Source organism: Halorussus salilacus (assembly GCF_024138125.1).
GTDB lineage: Archaea > Halobacteriota > Halobacteria > Halobacteriales > Haladaptataceae > Halorussus > Halorussus salilacus.
This window is the reverse complement of record NZ_CP099993.1, coordinates 1,875,569-1,896,198: the sequence shown is the minus strand read 5'-3', so window position 1 is coordinate 1,896,198 and position 20,630 is coordinate 1,875,569. Positions and strand designations below refer to the sequence as shown.

Here is a 20,630-nt window from a genome sequence, read left to right as displayed (position 1 = left end):
CGGCTATCGAATCGAGCTCCGAGCGCCACAACAACACCACTAAGCCCCACCTCGCACAATACCACCCAAGAGATGTTCGACGAGATAATGCGGAAGTTCGAGGGGAGCCCCTCCCAGCAGGCGGTCATCCGGCTCCTCCTCGAACGCGGCTTCTCGGTCAACGACGGGGGGCGGGTGGTCTCGGGGTCAATCGAGATTCCGAACACCCAGATCGCCCGCGAGATAGACGTGGACCGCCGGGTCGTCGATTCCACGACCGACGCCATCCTCGCAGACGAGGAGCTCCGGCGAATCTTCCAGAACATCTCGTCGATCCCGAGCCTGATGGACCTCGCGCCCGTCCTCGATTTGACCGTCCTCACCGTCGAGGTCAACGACGCCGACGAACCCGGCATCGTCGCGACCGTGACCGGCCTGCTCGCCGACAACGACATCTCCATCCGCCAGACGATAAGCGAGGACCCCGAGTTCACCGACGAACCGCGCCTCTACCTCGTGACCGACGCCGACGTGCCGGGCGACGTGCTGAACGACCTCAAGAACCTCGACTTCGTCCGGAAGATAGAGCTGAAGTAGCTATCCGAGTCGCTTGCGGTAGGCCAGCACCTCGAACCGGCCCTGAGACCGCCGACCGACTCGCTCGTAGCCGTGCTTCTCGTAGAGGGACTGGGCCGCGCGCTGGCGCGCGGTCGTCTCCAGTTCGAGCACCTCGTATCCGAGGTCCGTGGCCCGCTCCTCCAGTTCCAGCAGGACCGCCTCGCCGAACCCCCGGCGGTGGTGGCCGGGGTCGACCCGCATCCGAGTCACCTCGGCGGTCGAGGCGTCCACGCGCTTGAGCCCGCCCATCGCGACGAGTTCGGCCTCGGTCTCGGCGTCTCCCACGCCGACCTCGCCAACCAGGAACTCCCCGGCCGAATCGAGGTACGTCTCCCGAATCGCCCGGAGGTCGTCGGTCCAATCGTCGTCGTCCGGGCGGGCGTCGACCGACTCCAGCGCCTCGCGCTCCAGTTCCAGCACGCGGTCGCCGTCGCGGGGTTCGTACCGCCGCAGGCGGAGGTCAGGCATTCGAGCGAATCGTGGGGCGAGCGCGGAAAAAGGACCGCGATTCGCCGCCGGAACCCCGAGCATCGCTGCGCCGGAGACGCAACGCTCTCGTGGGTCGCCCGCGAATCCCCGGCAATGACCGACGACACGGAGCCCTACCTGACGGTCGCCGGACGGGGACGGGCGGCCTTCGAGGTCCGGGGGTCGGAGTTCATCGGCCACGCCGGTCCCGCAGACGGCCGCGAGGCGGCCGAGGCGTTCGTCGCGGAGGTCCGCGAGGAGTACGCCGACGCGACCCACAACGTCCCCGCCTACCGGGTCCGCGCGGAGGGCGGGGACTTCCTCCGGGAGTACGGCGACGACGACGGCGAGCCCTCCGGGTCGGCGGGCAAGCCCGCGCTCAACGTCCTCCAGCAGGAGGGCGTCGAGAACGTCGTCGCGGTCGTGACCCGGTACTACGGCGGGACCAACCTCGGCGTGGGGGGACTGGCGCGCTCGTACTCGCGGGCCGTCAAGGAGGCGGTCGAGGACGCCGGACTCGTCGAGGAGCGACCCCACGAGCGCATCCGAATCGCGGTCGAGTACGACGACTCGGGGACGGTCCGTGGGATTCTGGAGAGCGCCGAGGTCGAGTTCGACGCCGACTACGCCGAGCGCGTCGCCTTCGAGGTCCGGGTTCCGGTCGCGGAGGCCGAGGGCCTCCGCGACCGCGTCCGGAGCGCGACCAGCGGGCGGGCCGAAATCGGCGAGTGAACGTGCGGGCCGAAATCGGCGAGTGAACGCGGGGGACCGACGCGACCCGCCTGCCGGACGCTCGCACACACAAGACATATCGCCGGGAAAGCCGAACCCACGTTCCATGAGCGACGCCCCCAGCGCCGAGGCGGGTGCGACCGCCGACGCCACCGACATCGCGGTCGACCTCGACTTCGGCGAGTCCGGCCGCATCCCCGCAGTCGCACAGGACGCCGACACCGGCGAAGTGCTGATGCTGGCCTACGTCACGCCCGAAGCCGTCGAGCAGACCAGAGAGACCGGGCTCGCCCACTACTACTCCCGGAGCAGGCAGGAACTCTGGCAGAAGGGCGCGACGAGCGGCCACGTCCAGCGCGTCCGGGAGGTACGGGTCGACTGCGACGGCGACTCCCTGCTCTACCTCGTCGATCAGGAGGGCGGGGCGTGTCACACCGGCTACGAGACCTGCTTCTACCGGACCCTCGACGGCGAGGAGGTCGCCGACCGCGCGTTCGACCCCGACGACGTGTACGAGTGAGATGAGCGAGCAAGCCACCCGGTCGACCCCCGACGTAATCGCCGACCTCGCCGACGCCGACGCCGAGTACCGCGAGATAGACGAGCGAATCGGGGAGTACGGCGAGGAGACCGTCGAGGAGGTCGCCGACGCCCACGGCCGCGCGACCGATCTGATGGCGCGCTACGAGGAGCGCGCGACCGGTACCGGCCGGGAGAACTTCCGGAAGTTCGTGGAGTTCAAGGGCAAGTTCGCCTCGTTAGTCGAGGACCTCCCCGAGGACCTCCCCGCGTACGACGCCTTCGACGCGGCGGGCGACCGGTTCGACAAGAACCGGCTCAACGAGCGCGACTTCGAGGGGGCCCGCGAGGACCTCGAACCCGCCGCCGAGGTCGCGGGCCTGCTAGAGGACCGCCGGGAGGCGCTCTCGCAGTATCGGGGTCTCCGGCGCGACGTCGAGCGGGCGGTCTCGGCGGTCGAGAACGAGATCGCCGACCGCGAGCGCCTGCTCGAACTCGGCGACGCCGACCTCGACGCGCCGGTCGAGGAGGTCCGGGACCCCATCGAGTCGTACAACGACGCCGTGAGCGACGCGTTCGACGACTTCCGCCGGGAGGCGAGCGCCCGCGACCTCCTCGACTTCGTGGAGACGACCCACGACTACCCGCTCGTGGCGTTCGAGCGCCCGCCCGAGAACCTCCGGCGGTACGTCGGCGACCGCGAGGCCGGGACCGAGCCGATACCCGACCTGCTGAAGTACGCCCGGTACTCGAACTCGAAGCTCGACCACTACGTCGACGACCCCGCGGCGCTCAAGCGCGCGGTCGCGACCAACGAGACGTACCTCGAACGCCTCGACGCCGACCCCCTGCGTATCGAGTGGCCGCCCCGACCCGCGGCCGACCTCCGGTGGCGCGTCAAGGAACTGGTGTCGGTCGTCGCCCGGTTCGCGCCCGAGGAGGTCGTCGCCGACCTCCGGGACGTGCAGTCGGTCGTCCGCGACGAGGAGCGCTTCGAGCGCCTGCGGACCGCCGCAGAGGCCGACGAGCAGTTGTCGGACGCCGAGCGCCGGAAGGTCGAGAGCGGCGCTGTCGAGGAGGAGCTGGCGGAGTTGCGCGAGCGGAAGGAGAAACTGGACGCGGCGCTGGCGGAGTATCCGGAGCGTTAGACCTCGGCCTTCGCGTCCAGCAGGGCCGACTCCATCGCCTCGGCGAGTTCCTCGGCCCGCTCGATGTCGCGGGCCTCGGCGTAGATCCGGACCATCGGCTCGGTGCCGCTGGGTCGGGCCAGCACCCACGCGTCGCCGTAGTCGAGGCGGTAGCCGTCGAGGGTCGTGACCTCGGCGTCGGCGTCGTGGGCCTCGCGCTCGGCGGCTTCGAGCAGTGCCTCGCGCTCGGGGTCGTCGTCGTATCCGATGTTGATTCGGACGTTGTGATAACCGTCGTAGGGCGCGACCACCTCGCTGACCGGCCGGTCGGTCAGGAGTTCGAGGAACTTCGCGGCGGTGTAGGCCCCGTCGCGCGCGAGGAGGTAGTCGGGGAAGAAGATGCCGCCGTTGCCCTCCCCGGCGACCGGGACCGACTTGCCCTGCGTCTGGAGCTCCTCGATGCGGGTGATGAGGTTGGTCGAGCCGATGGGCGTGAGTTCGAGGTAGGCCTCCCGGTCGTCGGCAACGTCGACGAGGCGCTGGGAGACGTTGACCGCCGAGACGACCGAGTCGCCGGGGTCGAGTTCGGCGGCCGCGAGCGCCGCGAGCGTGGCGTCGCCCTCGACGTACTCGCCGTTCTCGTCGTAGAAGATGGCCCGGTCGGCGTCGCCGTCGTGGGCGATGCCCACGTCGGCGTCGGTCGCCTCGACGAGGCGACCGAGGTCCCCGAGGTTCTCGGGGACCGGTTCGGGGTCCCGGCCGGGGAAGTGGCCGTCGGGCTGGCTGTTGGCGGTGACGACCCGACAGCCCAGTTTCCGGAAGAACTCGGGGCTGGTGAGCGACCCCGCGCCGTGGCCGGGGTCGAGCGCGACCGTGAGGTCGGCGTCGGCTATCGTCTCGCGGTCGACCGCCGCGAGCAGGCCCTCGACGTACTCCCGGCGAGCCCCCTCGATTGACCGGCTGACGCCCGTCTCGCTCCACCGGACCGAGTCGAACTGCTCGGTGAGGAACTTCTGCTCGATGCGTTCTAAGTCCTCGACCGCGAGTTCGACGCCGTCGTCGCCCACGAGCTTCACGCCGTTGTACTCCGGGGGGTTGTGCGAGGCGGTTATCATCACGACCGGCACCGACTCGCGCTCGGCGTACGCCTGCGCGCCGGGCGTGGGGACGACGCCGAGTCGGTCGATATCGGCCCCGACGCTCGCGAGTCCGCTCGCGGCGGCGTCGGCGAGCATCCGGCCGGTCGCCCGCGTGTCGCGGGCGACCGCCACCCGGTCGGACCGCCAGACGGTCCCCGCGGCCTTGGCGACCTTCAGTACGAACTGGGGGGTCAGCGTCTCGTTCGCGACCCCTCGGGTTCCGCTGGACCCGAATACCTTCATGTCCGAGGGTGTGGACCGGGGCGCAAAAGGCATTCCGGAGACGCGCGGGTCGTGTCGGCTCGGCGTCAGACCCGCGCCCGCCGAACCCGAACGCCTAATCCCCCGGAAGTTCGACGTTCGCGCATGGACATCAGCATCGACGAGAAGCGGGTGTACGACGGGGACGGCGAGGACGTCCCGGTGTACGTCGTCGGTGAGTTCGGGGTCGCGGTCGTGCGGACCTCCGACGACCTCGTGGGCGAGTTCGGTCTCGAACGCCGATGCACCGCCCGCGACGCTGCGGGCGCAGACGGCCGACTCGCGGTCGCCACCGACGAGGACGTGCTGGTCGGCGACGGCGAGGCGTTCGACGCGCTCGGTTCGGGGCCCGCGACCGCGGTCGGGTTCGCCGACCGCGACCTGCTGGTCGCCCGCGAGGACGGCGCGATTTTGCGCGGCGACGGCGACGACTGGACCGAACTCGGCGAACTCGACGGCGTGCGCGCCATCGACGGCGAGTTCGTTGCCGCCGAGTCGGGCGTCTACCGGGCGACCGACGGCCTCGAACACGCGGGACTGGACGACGCGCGGGACGTGGCCGCCGAAGGCGTCCCGCTGGCCGCGACGGCCGACGGGCTCTACAAACTCGGAAACGGCTGGATGAGGGAACTCGACGGGGAGTTCCGCGCGGTCAGCGCGGGAGGGTCGAACTGGGCGCACGCCGCTGGCGAGTCGGGGCTGTTCACCCGCGAAGACGGCGCGTGGCGCGAAGCCGAGGTGCCCACCGACGAAGCGGTCGTCGCGCTCGACCACGGTGAGGGCGTCTACGCGGTCACCGAGGACGGCACCTTCCTGCTGTCGGTCGGCGACGGCTGGCGCTCGCAGGTCCTCGGGCTTCGCGGAGTTCGCGCTGTCGCCGCGCCGTAATCGAGTTTTCGGATAGTTTCGACTCTCTCGATTTTCTCGTCCGGCGCGCGCTGGTCCGGCGCGCGGTTTGCGCCGGACCATCGTTCGCGCGAGGGATGAGGACCGCAACGCCGAACGAAGTGAGGCGTGAGGACCGCAGTCGGTTGGGGAGGGCGTGGCCTGCGGCCGCGGTCCGGTGGTGAGGGGTGGACTGAAAGGGGCCGCCCGCTCGCGGGCCGCAGGCCTGTGGTCGTCTCGGCGACCACTATCGGCGCGCGGGCGGTGTTGAGAGCGCGCCGATATGTCGCCGAGACGACGCGAGCGGGCGGGGCTTTCTGGCTGTTCTCGATTCCGGAACTGACGGTTCATAGCGAGCGGGCGGGGGCTTTCTGGCTGTTCTCGATTCCGGAACTGACGGTTCATAGCGAGCGGGCGGGGGCTTTCTGGCTGTTCTCGATTCCGGAACTGACGGTTCATAGCGAGCGGGCGGGGGCTTTCTGGCTGTTCTCGATTCCGGAACTGACGGTTCATAGCGAGCGGGCGGGGGCTTTCTGGCTGTTCTCGATTCCGGAACTGACGGTTCATAGCGAGCGGGCGGGGGCTTTCTGGCTGTTCTCGATTCCGGAACTGACGGTTCATAGCGAGCGGGCGGGGGCTTTCTGGCTGTTCTCGATTCAGTAGGACGGCTCACCGACAGGGAATCTCCTATCGACGACTTCGTACCATCTTCGAAGCGAGTGAAAACCGATTTATCCGCCCGCATCCACCCCTCGCACATGATTGTCAGCGGGTCCGCCTCGCAGGTGCTGGCGGCCGAACTCGCGGCCGAGTTGGACGAACCGCTCGCGAGCGTCGAGTACGAGCGATTCCCGGACGGCGAAGTGCTGGCGAGCGCGCCGGGCGTCGCCGAGGCAGACGCCGACCGAGCCGTCGTCGTCGCGTCGACGGTCTCGTCGGACGCCCACCTCGAACTCCTTCAGTTGCAGGACGCCGCCCGCGAGTGGGGTGCCGAGGAGGTCGTGACCGTGGTTCCGTACATGGGATATTCCCGGCAGGACAAGGCCTTCGAGGCGGGCCATCCCGTCTCGGCCCGGGCGGTCGCCCGCGCCGTCTCGTCGGGGACCGACCGCGTGCTGACTGTCAACCCCCACGAGGAGGCGGTCTGCGACTTCTTCGACGTGCCCGCCGAGTCGGTCGACGCCGCGGGGCGACTCGCCGACCCCCTGCCCGCGAACCTGAACGACCCCGTGTTCCTCTCGCCCGACGACGGCGCGCTCGACATCGCCGAATCGGCGCGTGACGCCTACGGCGCGGGCGAGGTCGACTACTTCGAGAAGGTCCGACACTCGGGCACCGAGGTCGAGTTGACCCCCAGCGACACCGACGTGGCGGGCCGGGACGTGGTCGTCACCGACGACATCATCGCCACCGGGTCGACGATGGCGGGCGCGGTCGAGATACTGGGCGAGAAGGGCGCGAGCGGGGTGTTCGTGACGTGCGTCCATCCGATGCTGGCGTCGAACGCGGTGACGAAGCTCTCGCGGGCTGGCGTCGAGGCGATTTACGGGACCGACACGATAGAGCGGGCCGTTAGTAAGGTTTCCGTCGCGCCCGAGATTTCGGGTGCGCTACGATAACAAACGGAAACCGAGACGCGACTCCGGAAGCGCGCTAAATTCAGGCAATGATTTTTATAATAATATGGGCATAATGAAAACCGTGATAAATGCGGAGCCCGAATATTCGGGTGAAACGCGAGGGCGGACCAGATAACGGTATCCGTCACGATAGACCGAGCCCAATCATGAACGTCAAACGGCTGTTGCCACTGTCCCTGCTCTACGAAGCCGACAACCATCAGGTGCAGGGTCGAACCAGAATGCAAAAGCTCGTCTTCCTCGCACAGAAGCGGCTAAACGATGAGGGGCTTCGGCCGTATCGGTACATCGCCTACGATTACGGTCCGTTTTCCAAGGATCTGCTTGACGCCCTCGAAGAGTACGACGAGGAGGGACTCATCGACCGTCGGATCGAGCGAACGTGGGACGGGTCAGAGAAGTACATCTATCAGTTGACGGGGGAGGGAAAGCAAAACTTCGAGAGAAACCTGCGAGAGAGTCCGGACGCCGAGGAGATCGAGCAGATTCGAGCGACATCGAGTGAAGTCATCGGCGGCTTCAACAAAATGAGTATCTCGAAGCTACTCGATTACGTGTACAACGAGTACCCCGACTACGCGGAAAACAGCGTACTCAGTTGAGTTCGGCGCGCGGCTTATCCAGTTCTCGGCGGGAGTCCAACGTCGGACGACTCGTCTTCTCCTGGGACTTGGTCCGCTCGTGAACCGACTTCCTCCTCGAAACGTCTACTCGCGTCTGCGAGGTCGATTTCGTATTCCTCGTACGTATCGAGATTCGGGAACCGAATCCGGGAGATGTCCCGGTAATGGTGATAGGTATACGCTCCGAGGTCACGCGTGTCGACTTCCACGTCAGTACGGTCGTCTCGAACGATCTTCTCGGGGTCTTTGAGCAGTATGTCGTAATCCTCCGACGGGGACCCAATTCGATGCACAGTTCCGCGAATCTCCTTGCCTTGTGTCGTGATGACCGTAGCGTTATCCGACTCGCGTGCGGTCTTCTTCGACGCGTACTCCCACGGTTGCTCTATGAACTTCGGTTCTCGCGGCGGACCGTCTCCCCATCTGTTGAGGATTCGGCCGATTACGTAGGAGAGACTGGTGACGAACGCCGTCTGAACTCCGAGGAAGGAGATGATGATGACCAGTGGAACGTCAGATAGTTGTTCGGTCATCATCATATTTCCGAACGTTATCACGGTATCAGAACACCACGTCGCCGAGTCTGTCAATTCGGTCGGGCCAGGAACCTGCCATTGGAAAAGAAACGACGTCAGATGACCCGTCCAGCAGTCCCAGTTCAGGGCGAGTGGCGGGATTGCAAGCGCGAAGATGCCGATAGTCATAATCACCGCTAGCTTGTCGAATCGAGAGAGGTCGTCCAACTTGATGTACGCTCGAAGGAACGCCTTCATCCCGAAGAGACCGGGTATCAAGAGGAAAATGAGAGCGACGACACTGAGACTGATTCGTCCGACCATTCACCCATATTTCGTTACGTCACAGTATAAATACCTATAGAGTCGAGGTAGAGAAAAATCCGAGTCGGGAACCGAGTGATACTCGTTGCCTACGCCTCGGCTTCCGCCAGCGGAACCACAGCTATCTCCATCTCGACGCCCTCGACATCCCACGTCTTTCGGTGGCCGTCCTCCACGTCGCCGACCTCGTCGGCGCGGACCTCCGCCGTCACGAGGTCCATGCGCTCGTCGACGAGGTCTGCCACGCGCTCGTCGGCCACGTCGAGTTCGAGGCGCACGCGCTGTTCGATGTCGAGGTCCATCTCCTTGCGCATCTCCTGGACCCGGCGGATGACCTCGCGGGCGTAGCCCTCGCTCTCGATGTCGTCGGTGAGTTCGGTGTCGACGTAGACGACGCCTCTGCGGTCGCCGTCGGTGTCGAAGCCGACGCCGGTGACGCCATCGGGCGTCTGGGTGACGAACTCGACCATCTCGTCGGTGAGGTCGGCGTCGATTCCGGTCGCCTCGCCGACCGCGGCTTCGAGCGCGTCGAGGCTCGGTTCCTCGACGCGGGCGTCGTTGAGCGCCTGCATGACCCTGCCCGAGTCGTCGCCGAACGCGGGCCCGAGGACGCTCATGTCGGCCTCGGCGCTGTAGGCGAGTTCGCCCCAGTCGTCGCCGGGCGCGACGAGCTGGATTTCGCGGGCGTTGAGCCGGTCGGCCAGCAGGTCGCGGTGGCGCTCGACCGCCTCGACCACGCGCTCGTCGTCCGCATTCACGACGACCCGCGTGACGGGCCACCGGAGCTTGCGCTCGGCCTGCTGGCGGGCGTTCGACCCGGCCTCCTCGATCTCGCGGAGCAGCGCCACGTCGGTCTCCAGCTGCTCGTCGCGCCAGTACTCGTCGACCTCGGGCCAGTCGCACATGTGGACGGTGTCGTACCCCTCGTCGCCCGTGAGCGTGCCGTATATCTCCTCGGCGACGAACGGCGCGTAGGGCGCGAGCAGGGCGACGACCGTCGTCAGCACCTCGTAGAACGTGGCGTAGGCCGCCCGCTTGGAGGCGCTGTCTGCCTCGTCCCACATGCGCTCGCGGACGACCTGAATGTAGAACCGCGAGACGTCCTCGACCACGAAGTTCAGCAACGCGTGGAGCGCCCTGTCCTGGCGGAACTCCTCCCAGTGGTCGGTCATCTCGGCGACGACCGTCTGGAGGCGCGCGAGAACCCACTCGTCGACGAGTTCGAGGTCCTCGTCTACGTCGTCGAGGGTCACTCCGGCGGCTTCGCCGCCTCCGTCTCGTTCCGCCTCCGGCCGAACGCCGGGCTCGAAGTCGTCGAGTCGCATGTACGGTAGCGGGAACCGGAACACGTTCCAGAGGATGTTGAGGTCCCGCTGCATCTCCTCGGTCTCGTCGTACGAGAACCGCATGTCCTCGCCCTGCGGATTCGTCGAGAGCAGGAACATCCGCATCGGGTCGGTGCCGTACTCCTCGATGACCTCGTGGGGGTCGACGAGGATGCCCTTGGACTTGGACATGCCGCGGCCGTCGGGCATGTTGGCGTAGCCGTGCATCAGCACCTCCTCGTAGGGAATCTCGCCCATCGCGGCGGTCGCCATCCCGAGCTGGGACCAGAACCACCCGCGGGTCTGGTCGTGGGCCTCCATGATGAGGTCGGCGGGCCACAGCTCCTCGAAGGCCGCCTCCTCCTCGGGGTAGTCCAGCGTGCCCCACGACGCGACCGACGAGTCGAGCCACACGTCGAACACGTCCGGGACGCGGGTGTAGGTCGTGCCGTCTTCCGTGATGGTCAGCTCGTCGACCGTCCCCTTGTGGAGGTCGACCGCCTCGGGGTCGACCTCCTGGTCGACCCGCTCGGCGAGCTCCTCGCGAGTGCCGACGACGATTACGTCGTCCATCTCGCCGGACCAGTCTTCGGCGGCTTCGCCGCCTCCGTTCGATGCTGTCGCCTCGCTATCGGGCGTCCAGATGGGGATGGGGATGCCCCAGTAGCGCTGGCGCGAGACGTTCCAGTCGGGCGCGTCCTCGACGAAGTCCCGGAAGCGGTTGTCGCGGGCCCACTGGGGGTGCCACTCGCTGTCCTCGATGTTGTCGAGCAGTTCGTCTTTGACGTCGGTGACCGTGATGAACCACTGGTCGGTGACGATCTGGAGGATGCCGGTGTCACACCGCCAGCAGTGGCCGTAGCTGTGTGTGACGGTGTCCGACCGGAGCATCAGCCCCTTCGATTCGAGGTCGGCGATTATCTCGTCGTCGGCGTCCTTGACGAACTGCCCGGCGTACTTCCCGGCCGAGTCGCCATAGACGCCGTCGCCGCCCACGGGACAGAACACGTCGAGACCGAGTTCGGTCCCGCGCTCGAAGTCCTCCTCGCCGTGGCCGGGCGCGGAGTGGACGAGGCCGGTGCGGTCGGCTTCGACGTAGTCGGCGTCGTAGACCTGCAACGCGCCCTCGCCGCTGGGGTGGTCGGGCACCTCCTCGGCGAGGGGGTGGTCGTACTCCCAGCCGACCATCTCCTCGCCCGTCAGTTCGTCTTCGACCTCGTAGTCGTCGTACCGGCCCGCCTTCAGGACGCCCTCGACGCACTCCTCGGCGACGTAGAGGACCTCCTCGTCGCCGTCATTCTCGGCGCGGACGGCCTGATACGTGAGGTCCTCGTCGACCGCGACGAAGGTGTTCGCGGGGATGGTCCACGGCGTCGTGGTCCAGATGACGAGGTAGCCCTCGCGGTCGCGCAGGGGGAACTTCACGTAGATGGAGGGGTCCTCGACGTCCTCGTACTCGACCTCGTTGTTGGCGATGGCGGTCTCACACCGCGGGCACTGGGAGATGGAGCGCTGGCCCTGCTCGACCAGCCCCTTCTCGTGGGCCTGCTCGAAGCCCCACCACGCCGCCTCCATGTACTCGGGATTGAGCGTCTTGTAGGGGTTCTCCCAGTCCATCCAGACGCCGAACGACTGGAAGTCCGACTGGAGGCCCTCCAGTTGCTCCTCGGCGTAGGCCTTGCACTCGTCGATGAAGTTCTCCTCGCCGAACTCCTCGATGTCCTTCTTGTTCTCGAAACCGAGTTTCTCCTCGACCCGGGTCTCGATGGGCAGGCCGTGCATGTCGTAGCCCGGCCGGTCGGTCACGTCGTAGCCGGACATCCGCAGATAGCGGATGTAGGCGTCCTTGAGCGTCTTGTTCCACGTCGTCCCCATGTGGGCCGCCCCGGAGGTGTACGGCGGCCCGTCCACGAAGAAGAAGTCCTCGCCGTCGGCTCGATGCTCCTTCGCCTTCTCGTAGGCGTTCACGTCGTCCCAGTACGAGAAGACGCGCTCCTCGACCGCGTCGGGGTCGTACTGGTCGTCTACCTCGCCGAACCTGCTCATGTACGTGGTGTTCTCCTGCGAAGTTAAATCGGGTTCGGTTGTGCAGTCGGGTCTGTACTCGGTCGGTGGTGAAATCGAGTCCTGCGTTTCCGGAGTCGGTGGAACTGGGCGAGAGGTGACCGGACGCGAGCGACAGAGGTGACCCGACGCGAGCGACAGAGGTGACCCGACGCGAGCGGCTAGCTACTCCCGGTACCTAGGAGACCGCACCGCGACCGCGGGCCACACGCCTCCCCAGCCGATTCCTTCGCTCCCTCCGGTCGCTCAGTCATCCCTCGCGCGATGATGGCGCGGCCCAAAACAGCCGGACACCGACGGACAAACCGCGTCCGCCGAGCAGTCGGTCGCTTCGCTCCCGACGACCGCGCCAGCACGCGCCGGGTGGACGGGTCGGTATCGCGCATCTTCGTTGCCCTCCCGGCGCGCGGAATCGCGGCCCGCGGTTTGGCCGCGATTCTCGTGCGAGGGACGAGCATCGCAGGCCGGAGGCCGAGAAGCGCAGTCGGTTGGGGAGGACGAGGTGCGGTTCTCACAGGTGACGGGAGTAGCTAGCGTCTCGCCGTCGGAGTCGGCCTCGGAATCGGTGAACCTCGAAGTAGTCCCCACGTAGTAGCCTCAACCTTGATACATCGGGCCGTCCAACGCTCCGGATAGACCCATGAGCCAAGACGACTGCATCTTCTGCCAGATAGTCGAGGGCGACATCCCGAGCCGAACCGTCTTCGAGGACGACACCGCGAAGGCCTTCCTCGACGCGAACCCCCTCGCGCCCGGCCACACCCTCGTCGTTCCGAAAGAGCACTACGAGACGCTGAGCGAGGTGCCCGAGGAGACCGCCGCCCACCTGTTCGGCGTGCTCCATCGGCTCAACACCGCGGTCCAGAACGCGGTGGACGCGCCCGCCGCCAACGTCGCGTTCAACGACGGCCCCGCCGCCGGACAGGAGGTCCCGCACGTCCACGGCCACATCATCCCGCGGTTCGAGGACGACGGCGGCAGACCCATCCACGCGGTCGCGGGCCAGCGCCCGGACCTCTCCGACGAGAAGCTCGACGAGATCGCCGCGGAGATTCAGAACACGCGGTAGACCGACTCTGGCGGGCGAAATCCGGCCGCCACCTGCGAAGCCCACGCTTTTATATCATCACGAACAAGCCCCGAATCAATGGCCCACTCCACCGCCACCCTCGTCGGCGCGACCGGCGGGGCCGGAACCACGCGACTCGCGGTCGAACTCGGCGCGACGCTCGCCCGCGACGGCCGCGACGTCGCGGTCCTCGACGCCGCGTTCGCCACCGAGGGACTCGCCCGCCACGTCTCGGGACGCATCGACCCCGACGTGACCGAACTGCTCACGGAGGACCGACCGGTCTCGGCGGGCCTGCGCGACCACGACGCCGCCGCCGACCTCGCGGGGCGACTCGCGGTCTGCCCGGCCCGCGCGCCGTTCGAGCGCGTGGCCCGCGCCAAGACCGCCGACGCCGCACGGCGGTTCGAGACCCTGCTCGCCGACGCCGCCGAGGCGTTCGACCACGTCCTCGTGGACGCGCCGCCGGTCGCCGCGAACCAGAGCGTGGCCGCCGTGAACGCCGCCGACCGCGTGGCCGTCGTCGCGCCCGCCAGCGAGCGCGGCGTGGACGCGGTCCAGCGCGCGCTCGGCCGCGTCGCCGACGTGGGCGCGAGCGCGGACCTCGTCCTCGCCAACCGCGCCGAGCCCGACCACCCGGTCCGGAGCGCCGACGCCGCTGTCCCCGAGAGCGACGCGACCGGCGTCCGGGCGGTCCCCGCCAGCGCGCCCGACCCCGAAGCCGAGTTCGCGCCCGCGGTCGCGCGCGCCGCCGAGGCCCTCTTCGACGCGGAACTGGACCTCGAATTCGAGGAGTCGGGGCTGTTCGACCTCGACGCCGAGGAGTACCTGCCCGACCCGCTGTCCTGACTTCGAACCGTTCGGTCCGATACGCTGCTCGGCGAACGGTCGGAGACGACCCGTTCGGCCCCCAGAGGTGGCGCTCGCTCACCCGAGTATGTAGAACTCATACGACTCCCATGATAACTATTCACGATGACTAGGATAATTCCAATAATATAATTAATATAAAGTATTAAACAATTGCATCGGAAGATGTTGGATGCAGTATGGAAAAAGAAAGTGAATCCGGACGAGAACGGAACAGAACGGTGAACCGACGAAGCGCACTCAAGTCGCTCGGTGTGGCGGGAGCGGCCGTCACCGGAACCGGTGTCCTCGGACGCGTGTCGGCGGCGAACCCCGACCGGAAGTACTTCGCTATCCAGGAAGCGGCCAACGAAATCCGCGAGAAGCAGGGCCGACAGGCGATGTTGCGGTTCCTCGAAAAGAAGGGCATCGGATACGACACCGTGCGTCGCCCGATGGTCATCACGGAGAAAGACGACGATTCGGTCTCCACGGACGAGTTCGACAACGTCGATGGCTCTCCCAGCGACTGCGATATCTGCCTCGATTTCACGCTGTATACCAACTCCCAGAACACGATATACACCATCGACATGGAGTGGACGTACGACCTCGAAGCCAGCGACTACGGCCAACAGCCCGACGACGGGGCCGCGCTCTACTACACCGACGGCTGCTGGGACTACTACTCCAACTCCCTGAGCGAGACGACCTACACCAGCAACTACGTCACGGCCGAAGACGACAACAACAACGACGGAATCGCCTACTCCGTCGACGACGTTTCGGCAGGTGACGGCGACAACCTCTACTGCGGGCTGAACATCGAACCCATCGGGGACTGCACTATCGACCAGCGCGAGGTGTTCGGTCAGTACATGCACACATGGACGGACGTAGAGGTCAGCTCGTCGTTCGGGGTGTCGTTCCCGGCTGGCATCTCGGTGAGCTATTCGGTCGATACCGAAGTCGGCGAACAGACGACCGGAACCGAAGGAGACGGCGACACGCTGATGACGCTCGACCAGTCCGAGGCCACCCTCGACTGAACGGAGACCGTCATCACCTCGCGAGTTATTTCGGGACGAGAGAACGATTACAGCAGTAACACGACAACGCTTGCTTCAGGACATGAAACGACGACACGCACTCCGGACCGCAGTAGCCGTCAGCATAGCGAGCGCGGGGTGTCTGAGACGGCTCTCGGGCGACGACCGCACTCCGGCACACACCGTTACCGTCTATCACGTAGACCACGAGATAACTCGGGACGTGACCGTCGTCGTCCGGAACGACGCCGAGGAGTCCCTCTTCGAGAAGTCCTACACGATGTCCGAGACGAACGAGTCGGACGAGGACGCGACGTTTCCGGAATCGAGTGACCCGTCCACCGTCCTCGTCACCGTCGACGGCGTAGAGTTCGAGAGACGGTGGCCGAACGCGGAGTGTCGCGACGGGACGTGGATGGGGATAGAGGTGTGGATTCGCGGGAAGTCGGACTCGGACATCGACGTGAGAATCGAGGAGAACTGCCAGACTACCTATCTGGACTCGTAGCTACGCCCGAGTCAAGCGGGTCGAGCGGGTCGAGCGAATCGAAATCGCTCGGAGCCGTCGGAGGTATCGGATGAACGGGACCCACGCGACCGAACTACAGGAGGTCGCCCACGCTACTGTAGGTCTCACCGAGTTCGTCGCGCTTGGCGAGCGTCGCGCCCCCGCGGTCCTCGAACGCTCCCTCGACGACGCCGCCTGACCCCGGAATCGGGTCGTGGGTCTCGACGAACGCCGCCAGCGCGAACTCCGTCTCGGACGCGCCGGTCAGCTCGCGGGCCTCGGTCCGAGAGAGGTCGGCCGAGAGCCAATCTCTGAGGACCTCGTGTGCGCGCGGCGTCAGCGGCGAGACGCCCTCACAGCCGAGCAGGTGGAGGGTCTTGGACGCGGTGACGGGCGCGACTCCCGCCTCGCGGGCGCTCGCGCCGACCGACTTCCCGGCGGTGTGGCCCTCCAGAATCGCGGCGGCCGACGCGGGGTCGCAGGGCAGGTCGTCGGCGAACTCCGCGAGTCGCTCGCGGAGTTCGCCGGGCCGAGCGTCCACCGCCGCGACCCCGCGGTCGCGCTGCTCGGTGGTGACTTCGAGGCCGTCGGCGATGTCCGAGAGCGTCACGTTCGTGAGTTGTCCCGACACCGACTTAAATTCCCGCACCCGAAATCGGGAAATAGCGGAGCGACGCCGCGAGGAGCCTACCGGTTACCGGTAGGCTCCTCGGGGCGAGTTGGGTCGTTTCACCTTCCACCTACCTTGCTTTAAATGCCGTTCCGGGCGAAGTTCGAGTTGTGATGAGCAAAGCACGCTCTCCCTCGCCGACCTGCCCCGAGTGCGACGGACGACTGACCGCCGACCGCGACGAGACGGTCTGCGCCGACTGCGGTCTGGTGGTCGCCGAGGACCGCATCGACCGCGGTCCCGAGTGGCGGTCGTTCAGCGACGACGACACGAGCAAGGAGCGGACCGGCGCGCCCCTCACCCGGTCGCGCCACGACCGCGGGCTGAGTACCGAGATCGGCCACTCCGGCGACCTCCGGCTGACGGGGCGAAAGCGCAGGCGGGTCGCCCGGATGCGCAGGGAACACGACCGCGCCCGAATCGCCTCGAAGACCGAACGCAATCAGGTGTACGCCTTCACCGAGATTCGCCGCCTCGTGAGCGCGCTCCAGCTGTCGGAGACGGTTCGGGACCGCGCCTGCGTCCTGTTCGAGTCGGCCCAGTCGGAGGACCTGCTCCGCGGGCGGTCGCTGGAGGGGTTCGCGTCGGCCGCGGTGTACGCGACCTGCCGGACCGCCTCGGTCTCGCGCACGCTCGACGAGGTCCTCGACGTGGCTCGCGCGACCCGCAGCGAACTCAAGACCGCCTACGACGCCCTGAACCGCGAACTCGGCCTGCCCACGGGCCCCATCGACCCCCGCGAGTACCTGCCGCGGTTCGCCAGCCGCCTCGACCTCCCCACCGAGGTCGAGCGCCGCGCGGCCGAACTGGTCGAGCGCGGGTTCGACGAGAACCTCGTCAGCGGCCGCAACCCCGGCGGGTTCGCCGCGGCCTGCCTCTACGCCGCGGCGCGCGAGCGGGGTCGCGACGTGACCCAAGCGGAGGCCGCCGAGGTGGCCGACGTGACGGCCGTGACCCTCCGGTCGGCGTACTACGACCTGCAGGACTGATTCTCGCGAAACCGGACTTCGTCGGCCAGTTCCGAGAACCGTTCGGCTGGGCAACTCCCGGGCGCGAGCGACCGGACCGCGATTCCGTGGCGCTGGGCGCGAGCGACCCGCTCGTCGTCGGGGACCGCCACGACCGGCGCGCCGAGCGCCGACCGAATCTGGTCGGTCGGCGGATTCTTTCCCGCGCGGTTCAGCGCGACCGCCGCGAGTCCGGCGTCGAGTTCTCGCGCGAGCGCCCGCGTCCGGAGCGCATCGGCCAGCGCGAACGTCCGTGGCGAGGCGACCAGCAACGACGCGTCGGCCGCCAGCAGGGGCATTCCGGCGTCGGCGGCCATCCCGGCGGGACAGTCCACGACGACCCGACCGTACGCCCCCGCGACCGCCTCGACCGCCGCGACGAGGCCGGTCACGTCGCCCGCCCGCGCGCCCGCCAGCGTCCGACCGCACGGGAGGATGTCGACCGGCCCCGACTCGCAGACCGCCTCGACGGGGTCGGCCCGCCCGGCCAGCACGTCGTGGAGGTCGGGCCCGCGCGCCCCGGGGAGGTCTGCCATCCCGAGGTCGGCGTCCACGACCACCGCGTCGAGTTCCGCCGCGAGGTTGAGCGAGAGGGTCGACTTGCCGACACCGCCCTTGCCGCCCGCGACCGCGAGTATCACGGCGACCCTCCCGTCGCCGATTCGTCGGCGCGGTCGCGCAGGGCCCCGATTCGGCGGGCCACCGCGTCGAGCGCTCGGCGGTCGTCCTCGGAGAGGTCGGCCGTCCCGTCGTCGGCGCGCGTCTCGACCGCCGAGAGCCACGCGTCGACCGGGTCGGGGACCGGGTCGGCGTCCGAGGGAGTCCCACAGTCCTCGACGGCGGGCACCGGCACGGCGTCGGCAGGTGGCCGGGCGTCGCCGAGCGCCCGGACGACGCCCTCGGGGGTCGCTTCGACCGCGGGGCGGTCGATTTCGGTACGGTTCCCGTCGGTCTCGGAGTCCCCGGCGCGCTCGGACCAGACCACCTCGACCGGGGGGTCGGCGGGCGGGGCGCGCGCGGCGTAGCCGAGCGCGCGCCGCTCGCCGGGCGCGAGGACGCCCTCGAAGCCGCCGTCGTCCCACCCGGCCTCGGGGACGCCCTCGCGGCGGGGCGGGCACACCGGTCCGTCGAGGCGGTTCCCGAGTCGGACCCGCCGCGGGGTCCCAGCAGAGTTCGTCACGGTCAGTTCCACGAGCGAGATTCCGGCGCTGGAATCGACGCGCCAGTCGAGGTCCACCGCGGGGTCGGAACCGACTGCGGGGTCGGCTTCGAAGGAGTTCGCCATGGCCCCGATTCGGGGCGTCTTCGGTGTTAAACCTACACGCGAACGACGGCTGCGTCGAGCCACCGGGACGCCCGCGCAGCGCTGGGGAACCGACGAATCTCGGAATCGAGGACCACCGGCGCGCGGAGGTCGGCCACGCGCGCGACCGCAAGCGCCGACGCGACCGACTCGGTCGCGTCGGCGCTGGCGGTCGATTCCGGACGGGACGATTCCGGACGGGACGATTCCGAACAGGACGATTCCGAACGGGGCGGAACCGCGGCGAGCGCGTCGTCGAACGCCTCCCGGACCGCCCCGCGAGGTGTTCGCGGGCGGCCCGACGGAGGTTGTCGGCGCGGTCCCGGAGCCGGAGGCGTTCGCGGCGGTCGGCGCGACTCGCCCGGGCCCGCGAGCGGGCCCGGGCGAGCGACTGCTCGGCGGCGATGCGCTCGGTCTCGACCTCCGCGAGTCGGCGGGTCGCCGCCGAGAGGTCGGCCTCCGCGTCGGCGAGGTCGGCGTCCCCGCCGCGCTCGCGGAGCGCCCGGACTCGACCCCGGAGGCTCGCGACCCGCTCGCGGAGTCGGGCCTCCTCGTCGCCGGTCTCGGCGACCCGCCGCCGTGCGCCCGCGAGGTCGATGTCGTCGGGAGCGAGCGCGTCGAGGCGCTCGCGGAGGGCGGCCAGCTCGTCGTCCTGCGGGGCCGCGCGACCGCGCGAGCGGGCGGCGGCCGCGAGCGCGGGCCGCAGGGCGAGCGCCACGTCGGGGCGAATCGCGCCGACGCGCTCGTGGGCCGGTCCGGGGTCGGGACACGCGACCGAGACGCCGTCGGGCCCTCCGGAGTCGCCGTCCCGGACCGCGCGCACCACCTCGCGCGCAGAAACGTCGAGAGTCGCCGCCCGGAGGTCGACGGCCCGACCCGTCCAGGTGTCCTCGGCGACTCGCAACCTCATAGCTCGGCGTCGACCAGTTCCTCGGGGTCGGGGTGGTCGGTTCCGGCCGCGAACTTCGCGTACGGCGTGCTCGGACTGTCGCGGCCCTCGTACGCCGCGGCGGCCTCGCGGACCGCGCGCGGTACCTCGTCGAATTCGTTGAACGGCGCGGTCCGCTCTATCTGGACGTCGCCCGTGTGCTTCGCGCGCAGACGGAGCGCGAGAAAGGCGCCGAGTTCGGTCGCCTCGAACAGGACCGCCCGCCCGAACCGCTGGACGACCGCCTCCTCGTGGCCGTTACAGACGTTCCGGAGGGTCTGGCGGGCCGCCTGCGAGTACGTCACGACCAGCAACACGCCGATAAATTCGGCTTGATTCGTCTTAAAATTACTCTATCTGGTCCGGACGGCCCACTCGCCGTCGTCGTCGAGTTCGAGAACCGTGTCGAACAGCGAGGTGAGGGTGCTGACCGTCTGGTCGTCGCAGGCGTCGGGGTCGAGGTGAAAGTGGGCGGTCACGCCCGCGGCGTCGAACCGGCCGGTCAGGACGTGGAGGAACTTGTAGACCGTCTGGAGGTCGGCGTACTGGAGCAGGGCGGTCAGCGAGTCGAAACACGCGACCGTCTCGTTGTCGTTGCTGTCCCACGCCTTGAGGACCTCGCTGAGTTTGATTCCGAGTCCCGTCAGGTCGCCCGGACTCGACAGCGCGTCGACGACCTCCCCGCGGGTCCCGTCACCACCGGAGACCGCCGACGCCGAGCGGGTCGTCTCGCCGACGCTGACGAACCGCAAGTTCCGCGGGCGCTCGCCCACGGACGAGACCCAGTCTTGGATGCAGGCGTCGGGCGAGCGCGTGTACGCGACCCAGAGGACGTTCTGCTCGGAAGGGTCGTCGAGCGAGAGCAGGTCGAGACACGCGTCGTCGGTGGCGTCGTGGATCGACGGCGAGAGCACTAGGACGCAAGCCCCTCGCTCGACGGCGTCCTGCAACGACCCATCCCCGTTGTGACCCTTCGTTTGCATCGTGAGTGTGTTCCGTTCGGTTTCTGGCCCCGGTCGACAAAGATT

22 protein-coding genes and 1 pseudogene are annotated in these 20,630 nt (G+C 68.1%); 13 read left to right on the top strand and 10 right to left on the bottom strand.

Annotated features, from left to right (window positions below):
- Positions 1–72: 72 nt before the first annotated feature.
- Positions 73–576: a TrpY family transcription regulator gene (gene trpY / locus NGM10_RS09770; RefSeq protein ID WP_253477939.1), complete on the top strand. Its 504-nt coding sequence runs from the start codon at positions 73–75 to the stop codon at positions 574–576.
- Here the strand turns inward: trpY and NGM10_RS09765 are convergent, their stop codons facing one another.
- Positions 577–1,065, bottom strand: a complete 489-nt coding sequence (locus NGM10_RS09765; protein ID WP_253477936.1) for a GNAT family N-acetyltransferase — start codon at positions 1,063–1,065, stop codon at positions 577–579.
- A gap of 114 nt (positions 1,066–1,179) precedes the next feature.
- Here NGM10_RS09765 and NGM10_RS09760 point away from each other — a divergent pair, with 114 nt between their 5' ends.
- From NGM10_RS09760 to NGM10_RS09750, 3 genes are all read left to right on the top strand, one after another.
- Complete coding sequence (locus NGM10_RS09760; RefSeq protein ID WP_253477934.1) at positions 1,180–1,797, top strand: IMPACT family protein; 618 nt, start codon at positions 1,180–1,182, stop codon at positions 1,795–1,797.
- A gap of 106 nt (positions 1,798–1,903) precedes the next feature.
- Positions 1,904–2,317 (top strand): phosphoribosyl-AMP cyclohydrolase, encoded by a 414-nt coding sequence (hisI, locus tag NGM10_RS09755; RefSeq protein ID WP_253477931.1) that lies wholly within the window; start codon positions 1,904–1,906, stop codon positions 2,315–2,317.
- Position 2,318: 1 nt separating this feature from the next.
- Complete coding sequence (locus tag NGM10_RS09750; protein ID WP_253477928.1) at positions 2,319–3,464, top strand: DUF7118 family protein; 1,146 nt, start codon at positions 2,319–2,321, stop codon at positions 3,462–3,464.
- Here NGM10_RS09750 and glmM read toward each other — a convergent pair.
- Positions 3,461–4,825, bottom strand: coding sequence for a phosphoglucosamine mutase (gene glmM / locus NGM10_RS09745; protein WP_253477925.1), 1,365 nt, complete (start codon positions 4,823–4,825; stop codon positions 3,461–3,463). The two genes, NGM10_RS09750 and glmM, sit on opposite strands and share 4 nt — an antisense overlap.
- A gap of 123 nt (positions 4,826–4,948) precedes the next feature.
- Here glmM and NGM10_RS09740 point away from each other — a divergent pair, with 123 nt between their 5' ends.
- From NGM10_RS09740 to NGM10_RS09725, 4 genes are all read left to right on the top strand, one after another.
- Positions 4,949–5,731 carry an HVO_0234 family beta-propeller protein gene (locus NGM10_RS09740; protein WP_253477922.1) on the top strand — a complete coding sequence of 261 codons (783 nt, stop codon included), beginning with the start codon at positions 4,949–4,951 and terminating at the stop codon, positions 5,729–5,731.
- A gap of 225 nt (positions 5,732–5,956) precedes the next feature.
- On the top strand, positions 5,957–6,391 hold the full coding sequence (locus tag NGM10_RS09735; RefSeq protein ID WP_253477919.1) for a hypothetical protein: 435 nt from the start codon (positions 5,957–5,959) through the stop codon (positions 6,389–6,391).
- A gap of 95 nt (positions 6,392–6,486) precedes the next feature.
- The gene (locus NGM10_RS09730) at positions 6,487–7,347 is read left to right on the top strand and encodes a ribose-phosphate diphosphokinase (RefSeq protein ID WP_253477917.1); all 861 of its coding nucleotides are present in this window, start codon (positions 6,487–6,489) and stop codon (positions 7,345–7,347) included.
- A gap of 167 nt (positions 7,348–7,514) precedes the next feature.
- Entirely contained in the window at positions 7,515–7,970 is a 456-nt protein-coding gene (locus tag NGM10_RS09725; RefSeq protein WP_253477914.1) for a Panacea domain-containing protein, read from the top strand.
- 14 nt (positions 7,971–7,984) lie between these two features.
- On the opposite strand, the gene NGM10_RS09720 is transcribed toward NGM10_RS09725, so the two are convergent.
- Both NGM10_RS09720 and ileS read right to left on the bottom strand, forming a co-directional pair.
- Positions 7,985–8,830, bottom strand: a complete 846-nt coding sequence (locus tag NGM10_RS09720) for a hypothetical protein (RefSeq protein ID WP_253477911.1) — start codon at positions 8,828–8,830, stop codon at positions 7,985–7,987.
- Positions 8,831–8,919: 89 nt separating this feature from the next.
- A complete protein-coding gene (gene ileS, locus NGM10_RS09715; protein ID WP_253477908.1) occupies positions 8,920–12,201 on the bottom strand; it encodes an isoleucine--tRNA ligase in 3,282 nt (1,093 codons plus the stop codon).
- Positions 12,202–12,859: 658 nt separating this feature from the next.
- Between ileS and NGM10_RS09710 the strand changes: the two genes are divergently transcribed.
- The 4 genes from NGM10_RS09710 (at position 12,860) to NGM10_RS09695 (ending at position 15,694) form a co-directional block, all read left to right on the top strand.
- On the top strand, positions 12,860–13,288 hold the full coding sequence (locus NGM10_RS09710) for an HIT family protein (protein ID WP_253477905.1): 429 nt from the start codon (positions 12,860–12,862) through the stop codon (positions 13,286–13,288).
- A gap of 78 nt (positions 13,289–13,366) precedes the next feature.
- Positions 13,367–14,137 carry a ParA family protein gene (locus tag NGM10_RS09705; protein WP_253477902.1) on the top strand — a complete coding sequence of 257 codons (771 nt, stop codon included), beginning with the start codon at positions 13,367–13,369 and terminating at the stop codon, positions 14,135–14,137.
- A 242-nt stretch (positions 14,138–14,379) separates the two neighbouring features.
- Positions 14,380–15,186: a hypothetical protein gene (locus NGM10_RS09700; protein ID WP_253477899.1), complete on the top strand. Its 807-nt coding sequence runs from the start codon at positions 14,380–14,382 to the stop codon at positions 15,184–15,186.
- A gap of 82 nt (positions 15,187–15,268) precedes the next feature.
- Positions 15,269–15,694 (top strand): hypothetical protein, encoded by a 426-nt coding sequence (locus NGM10_RS09695; protein WP_253477897.1) that lies wholly within the window; start codon positions 15,269–15,271, stop codon positions 15,692–15,694.
- Between the two features lie 94 nt (positions 15,695–15,788).
- Here NGM10_RS09695 and NGM10_RS09690 read toward each other — a convergent pair whose 3' ends face one another.
- A complete protein-coding gene (locus NGM10_RS09690; RefSeq protein WP_253477894.1) occupies positions 15,789–16,304 on the bottom strand; it encodes a DUF7858 family protein in 516 nt (171 codons plus the stop codon).
- A gap of 173 nt (positions 16,305–16,477) precedes the next feature.
- On the opposite strand from NGM10_RS09690, the gene NGM10_RS09685 reads away from it, so the two are divergent.
- Positions 16,478–17,353: a transcription initiation factor IIB gene (locus NGM10_RS09685; protein ID WP_253477891.1), complete on the top strand. Its 876-nt coding sequence runs from the start codon at positions 16,478–16,480 to the stop codon at positions 17,351–17,353.
- Here NGM10_RS09685 and NGM10_RS09680 read toward each other — a convergent pair.
- From NGM10_RS09680 to NGM10_RS09665, 5 genes and pseudogenes are all read right to left on the bottom strand, one after another.
- A complete protein-coding gene (locus NGM10_RS09680; RefSeq protein ID WP_253477888.1) occupies positions 17,335–18,012 on the bottom strand; it encodes a MinD/ParA family ATP-binding protein in 678 nt (225 codons plus the stop codon). The genes NGM10_RS09685 and NGM10_RS09680 overlap by 19 nt on opposite strands.
- Entirely contained in the window at positions 18,009–18,656 is a 648-nt protein-coding gene (locus NGM10_RS09675) for a DUF7857 domain-containing protein (RefSeq protein WP_253477885.1), read from the bottom strand. Before NGM10_RS09675 ends, NGM10_RS09680 begins: the two co-directional genes overlap by 4 nt.
- A gap of 32 nt (positions 18,657–18,688) precedes the next feature.
- Positions 18,689–19,584: pseudogene (locus NGM10_RS18360) on the bottom strand (DUF7856 family protein).
- Entirely contained in the window at positions 19,581–19,919 is a 339-nt protein-coding gene (locus NGM10_RS09670; protein ID WP_253477882.1) for a DUF7855 family protein, read from the bottom strand. The pseudogene NGM10_RS18360 and the gene NGM10_RS09670 overlap by 4 nt, the downstream one beginning before the upstream one ends.
- A 36-nt stretch (positions 19,920–19,955) precedes the next feature.
- Entirely contained in the window at positions 19,956–20,585 is a 630-nt protein-coding gene (locus NGM10_RS09665) for a DUF7504 family protein (protein WP_253477879.1), read from the bottom strand.
- Positions 20,586–20,630 lie beyond the last annotated feature (45 nt).

What these genes read in the sequence shown, in the direction of transcription:
- trpY (WP_253477939.1), top strand. Translation starts at nt 73, where the DNA reads ATGTTCGACGAGATAATGCGGAAGTTCGAGGGGAGCCCCTCCCAGCAG.
- NGM10_RS09765 (WP_253477936.1), bottom strand. Translation starts at nt 1,065, where the DNA reads ATGCCTGACCTCCGCCTGCGGCGGTACGAACCCCGCGACGGCGACCGC.
- NGM10_RS09760 (WP_253477934.1), top strand. Translation starts at nt 1,180, where the DNA reads ATGACCGACGACACGGAGCCCTACCTGACGGTCGCCGGACGGGGACGG.
- hisI (WP_253477931.1), top strand. Translation starts at nt 1,904, where the DNA reads ATGAGCGACGCCCCCAGCGCCGAGGCGGGTGCGACCGCCGACGCCACC.
- NGM10_RS09750 (WP_253477928.1), top strand. Translation starts at nt 2,319, where the DNA reads ATGAGCGAGCAAGCCACCCGGTCGACCCCCGACGTAATCGCCGACCTC.
- glmM (WP_253477925.1), bottom strand. Translation starts at nt 4,825, where the DNA reads ATGAAGGTATTCGGGTCCAGCGGAACCCGAGGGGTCGCGAACGAGACG.
- NGM10_RS09740 (WP_253477922.1), top strand. Translation starts at nt 4,949, where the DNA reads ATGGACATCAGCATCGACGAGAAGCGGGTGTACGACGGGGACGGCGAG.
- NGM10_RS09730 (WP_253477917.1), top strand. Translation starts at nt 6,487, where the DNA reads ATGATTGTCAGCGGGTCCGCCTCGCAGGTGCTGGCGGCCGAACTCGCG.
- NGM10_RS09725 (WP_253477914.1), top strand. Translation starts at nt 7,515, where the DNA reads ATGAACGTCAAACGGCTGTTGCCACTGTCCCTGCTCTACGAAGCCGAC.
- NGM10_RS09720 (WP_253477911.1), bottom strand. Translation starts at nt 8,830, where the DNA reads ATGGTCGGACGAATCAGTCTCAGTGTCGTCGCTCTCATTTTCCTCTTG.
- ileS (WP_253477908.1), bottom strand. Translation starts at nt 12,201, where the DNA reads ATGAGCAGGTTCGGCGAGGTAGACGACCAGTACGACCCCGACGCGGTC.
- NGM10_RS09710 (WP_253477905.1), top strand. Translation starts at nt 12,860, where the DNA reads ATGAGCCAAGACGACTGCATCTTCTGCCAGATAGTCGAGGGCGACATC.
- NGM10_RS09705 (WP_253477902.1), top strand. Translation starts at nt 13,367, where the DNA reads ATGGCCCACTCCACCGCCACCCTCGTCGGCGCGACCGGCGGGGCCGGA.
- NGM10_RS09695 (WP_253477897.1), top strand. Translation starts at nt 15,269, where the DNA reads ATGAAACGACGACACGCACTCCGGACCGCAGTAGCCGTCAGCATAGCG.
- NGM10_RS09685 (WP_253477891.1), top strand. Translation starts at nt 16,478, where the DNA reads ATGAGCAAAGCACGCTCTCCCTCGCCGACCTGCCCCGAGTGCGACGGA.
- NGM10_RS09675 (WP_253477885.1), bottom strand. Translation starts at nt 18,656, where the DNA reads ATGGCGAACTCCTTCGAAGCCGACCCCGCAGTCGGTTCCGACCCCGCG.
- NGM10_RS09665 (WP_253477879.1), bottom strand. Translation starts at nt 20,585, where the DNA reads ATGCAAACGAAGGGTCACAACGGGGATGGGTCGTTGCAGGACGCCGTC.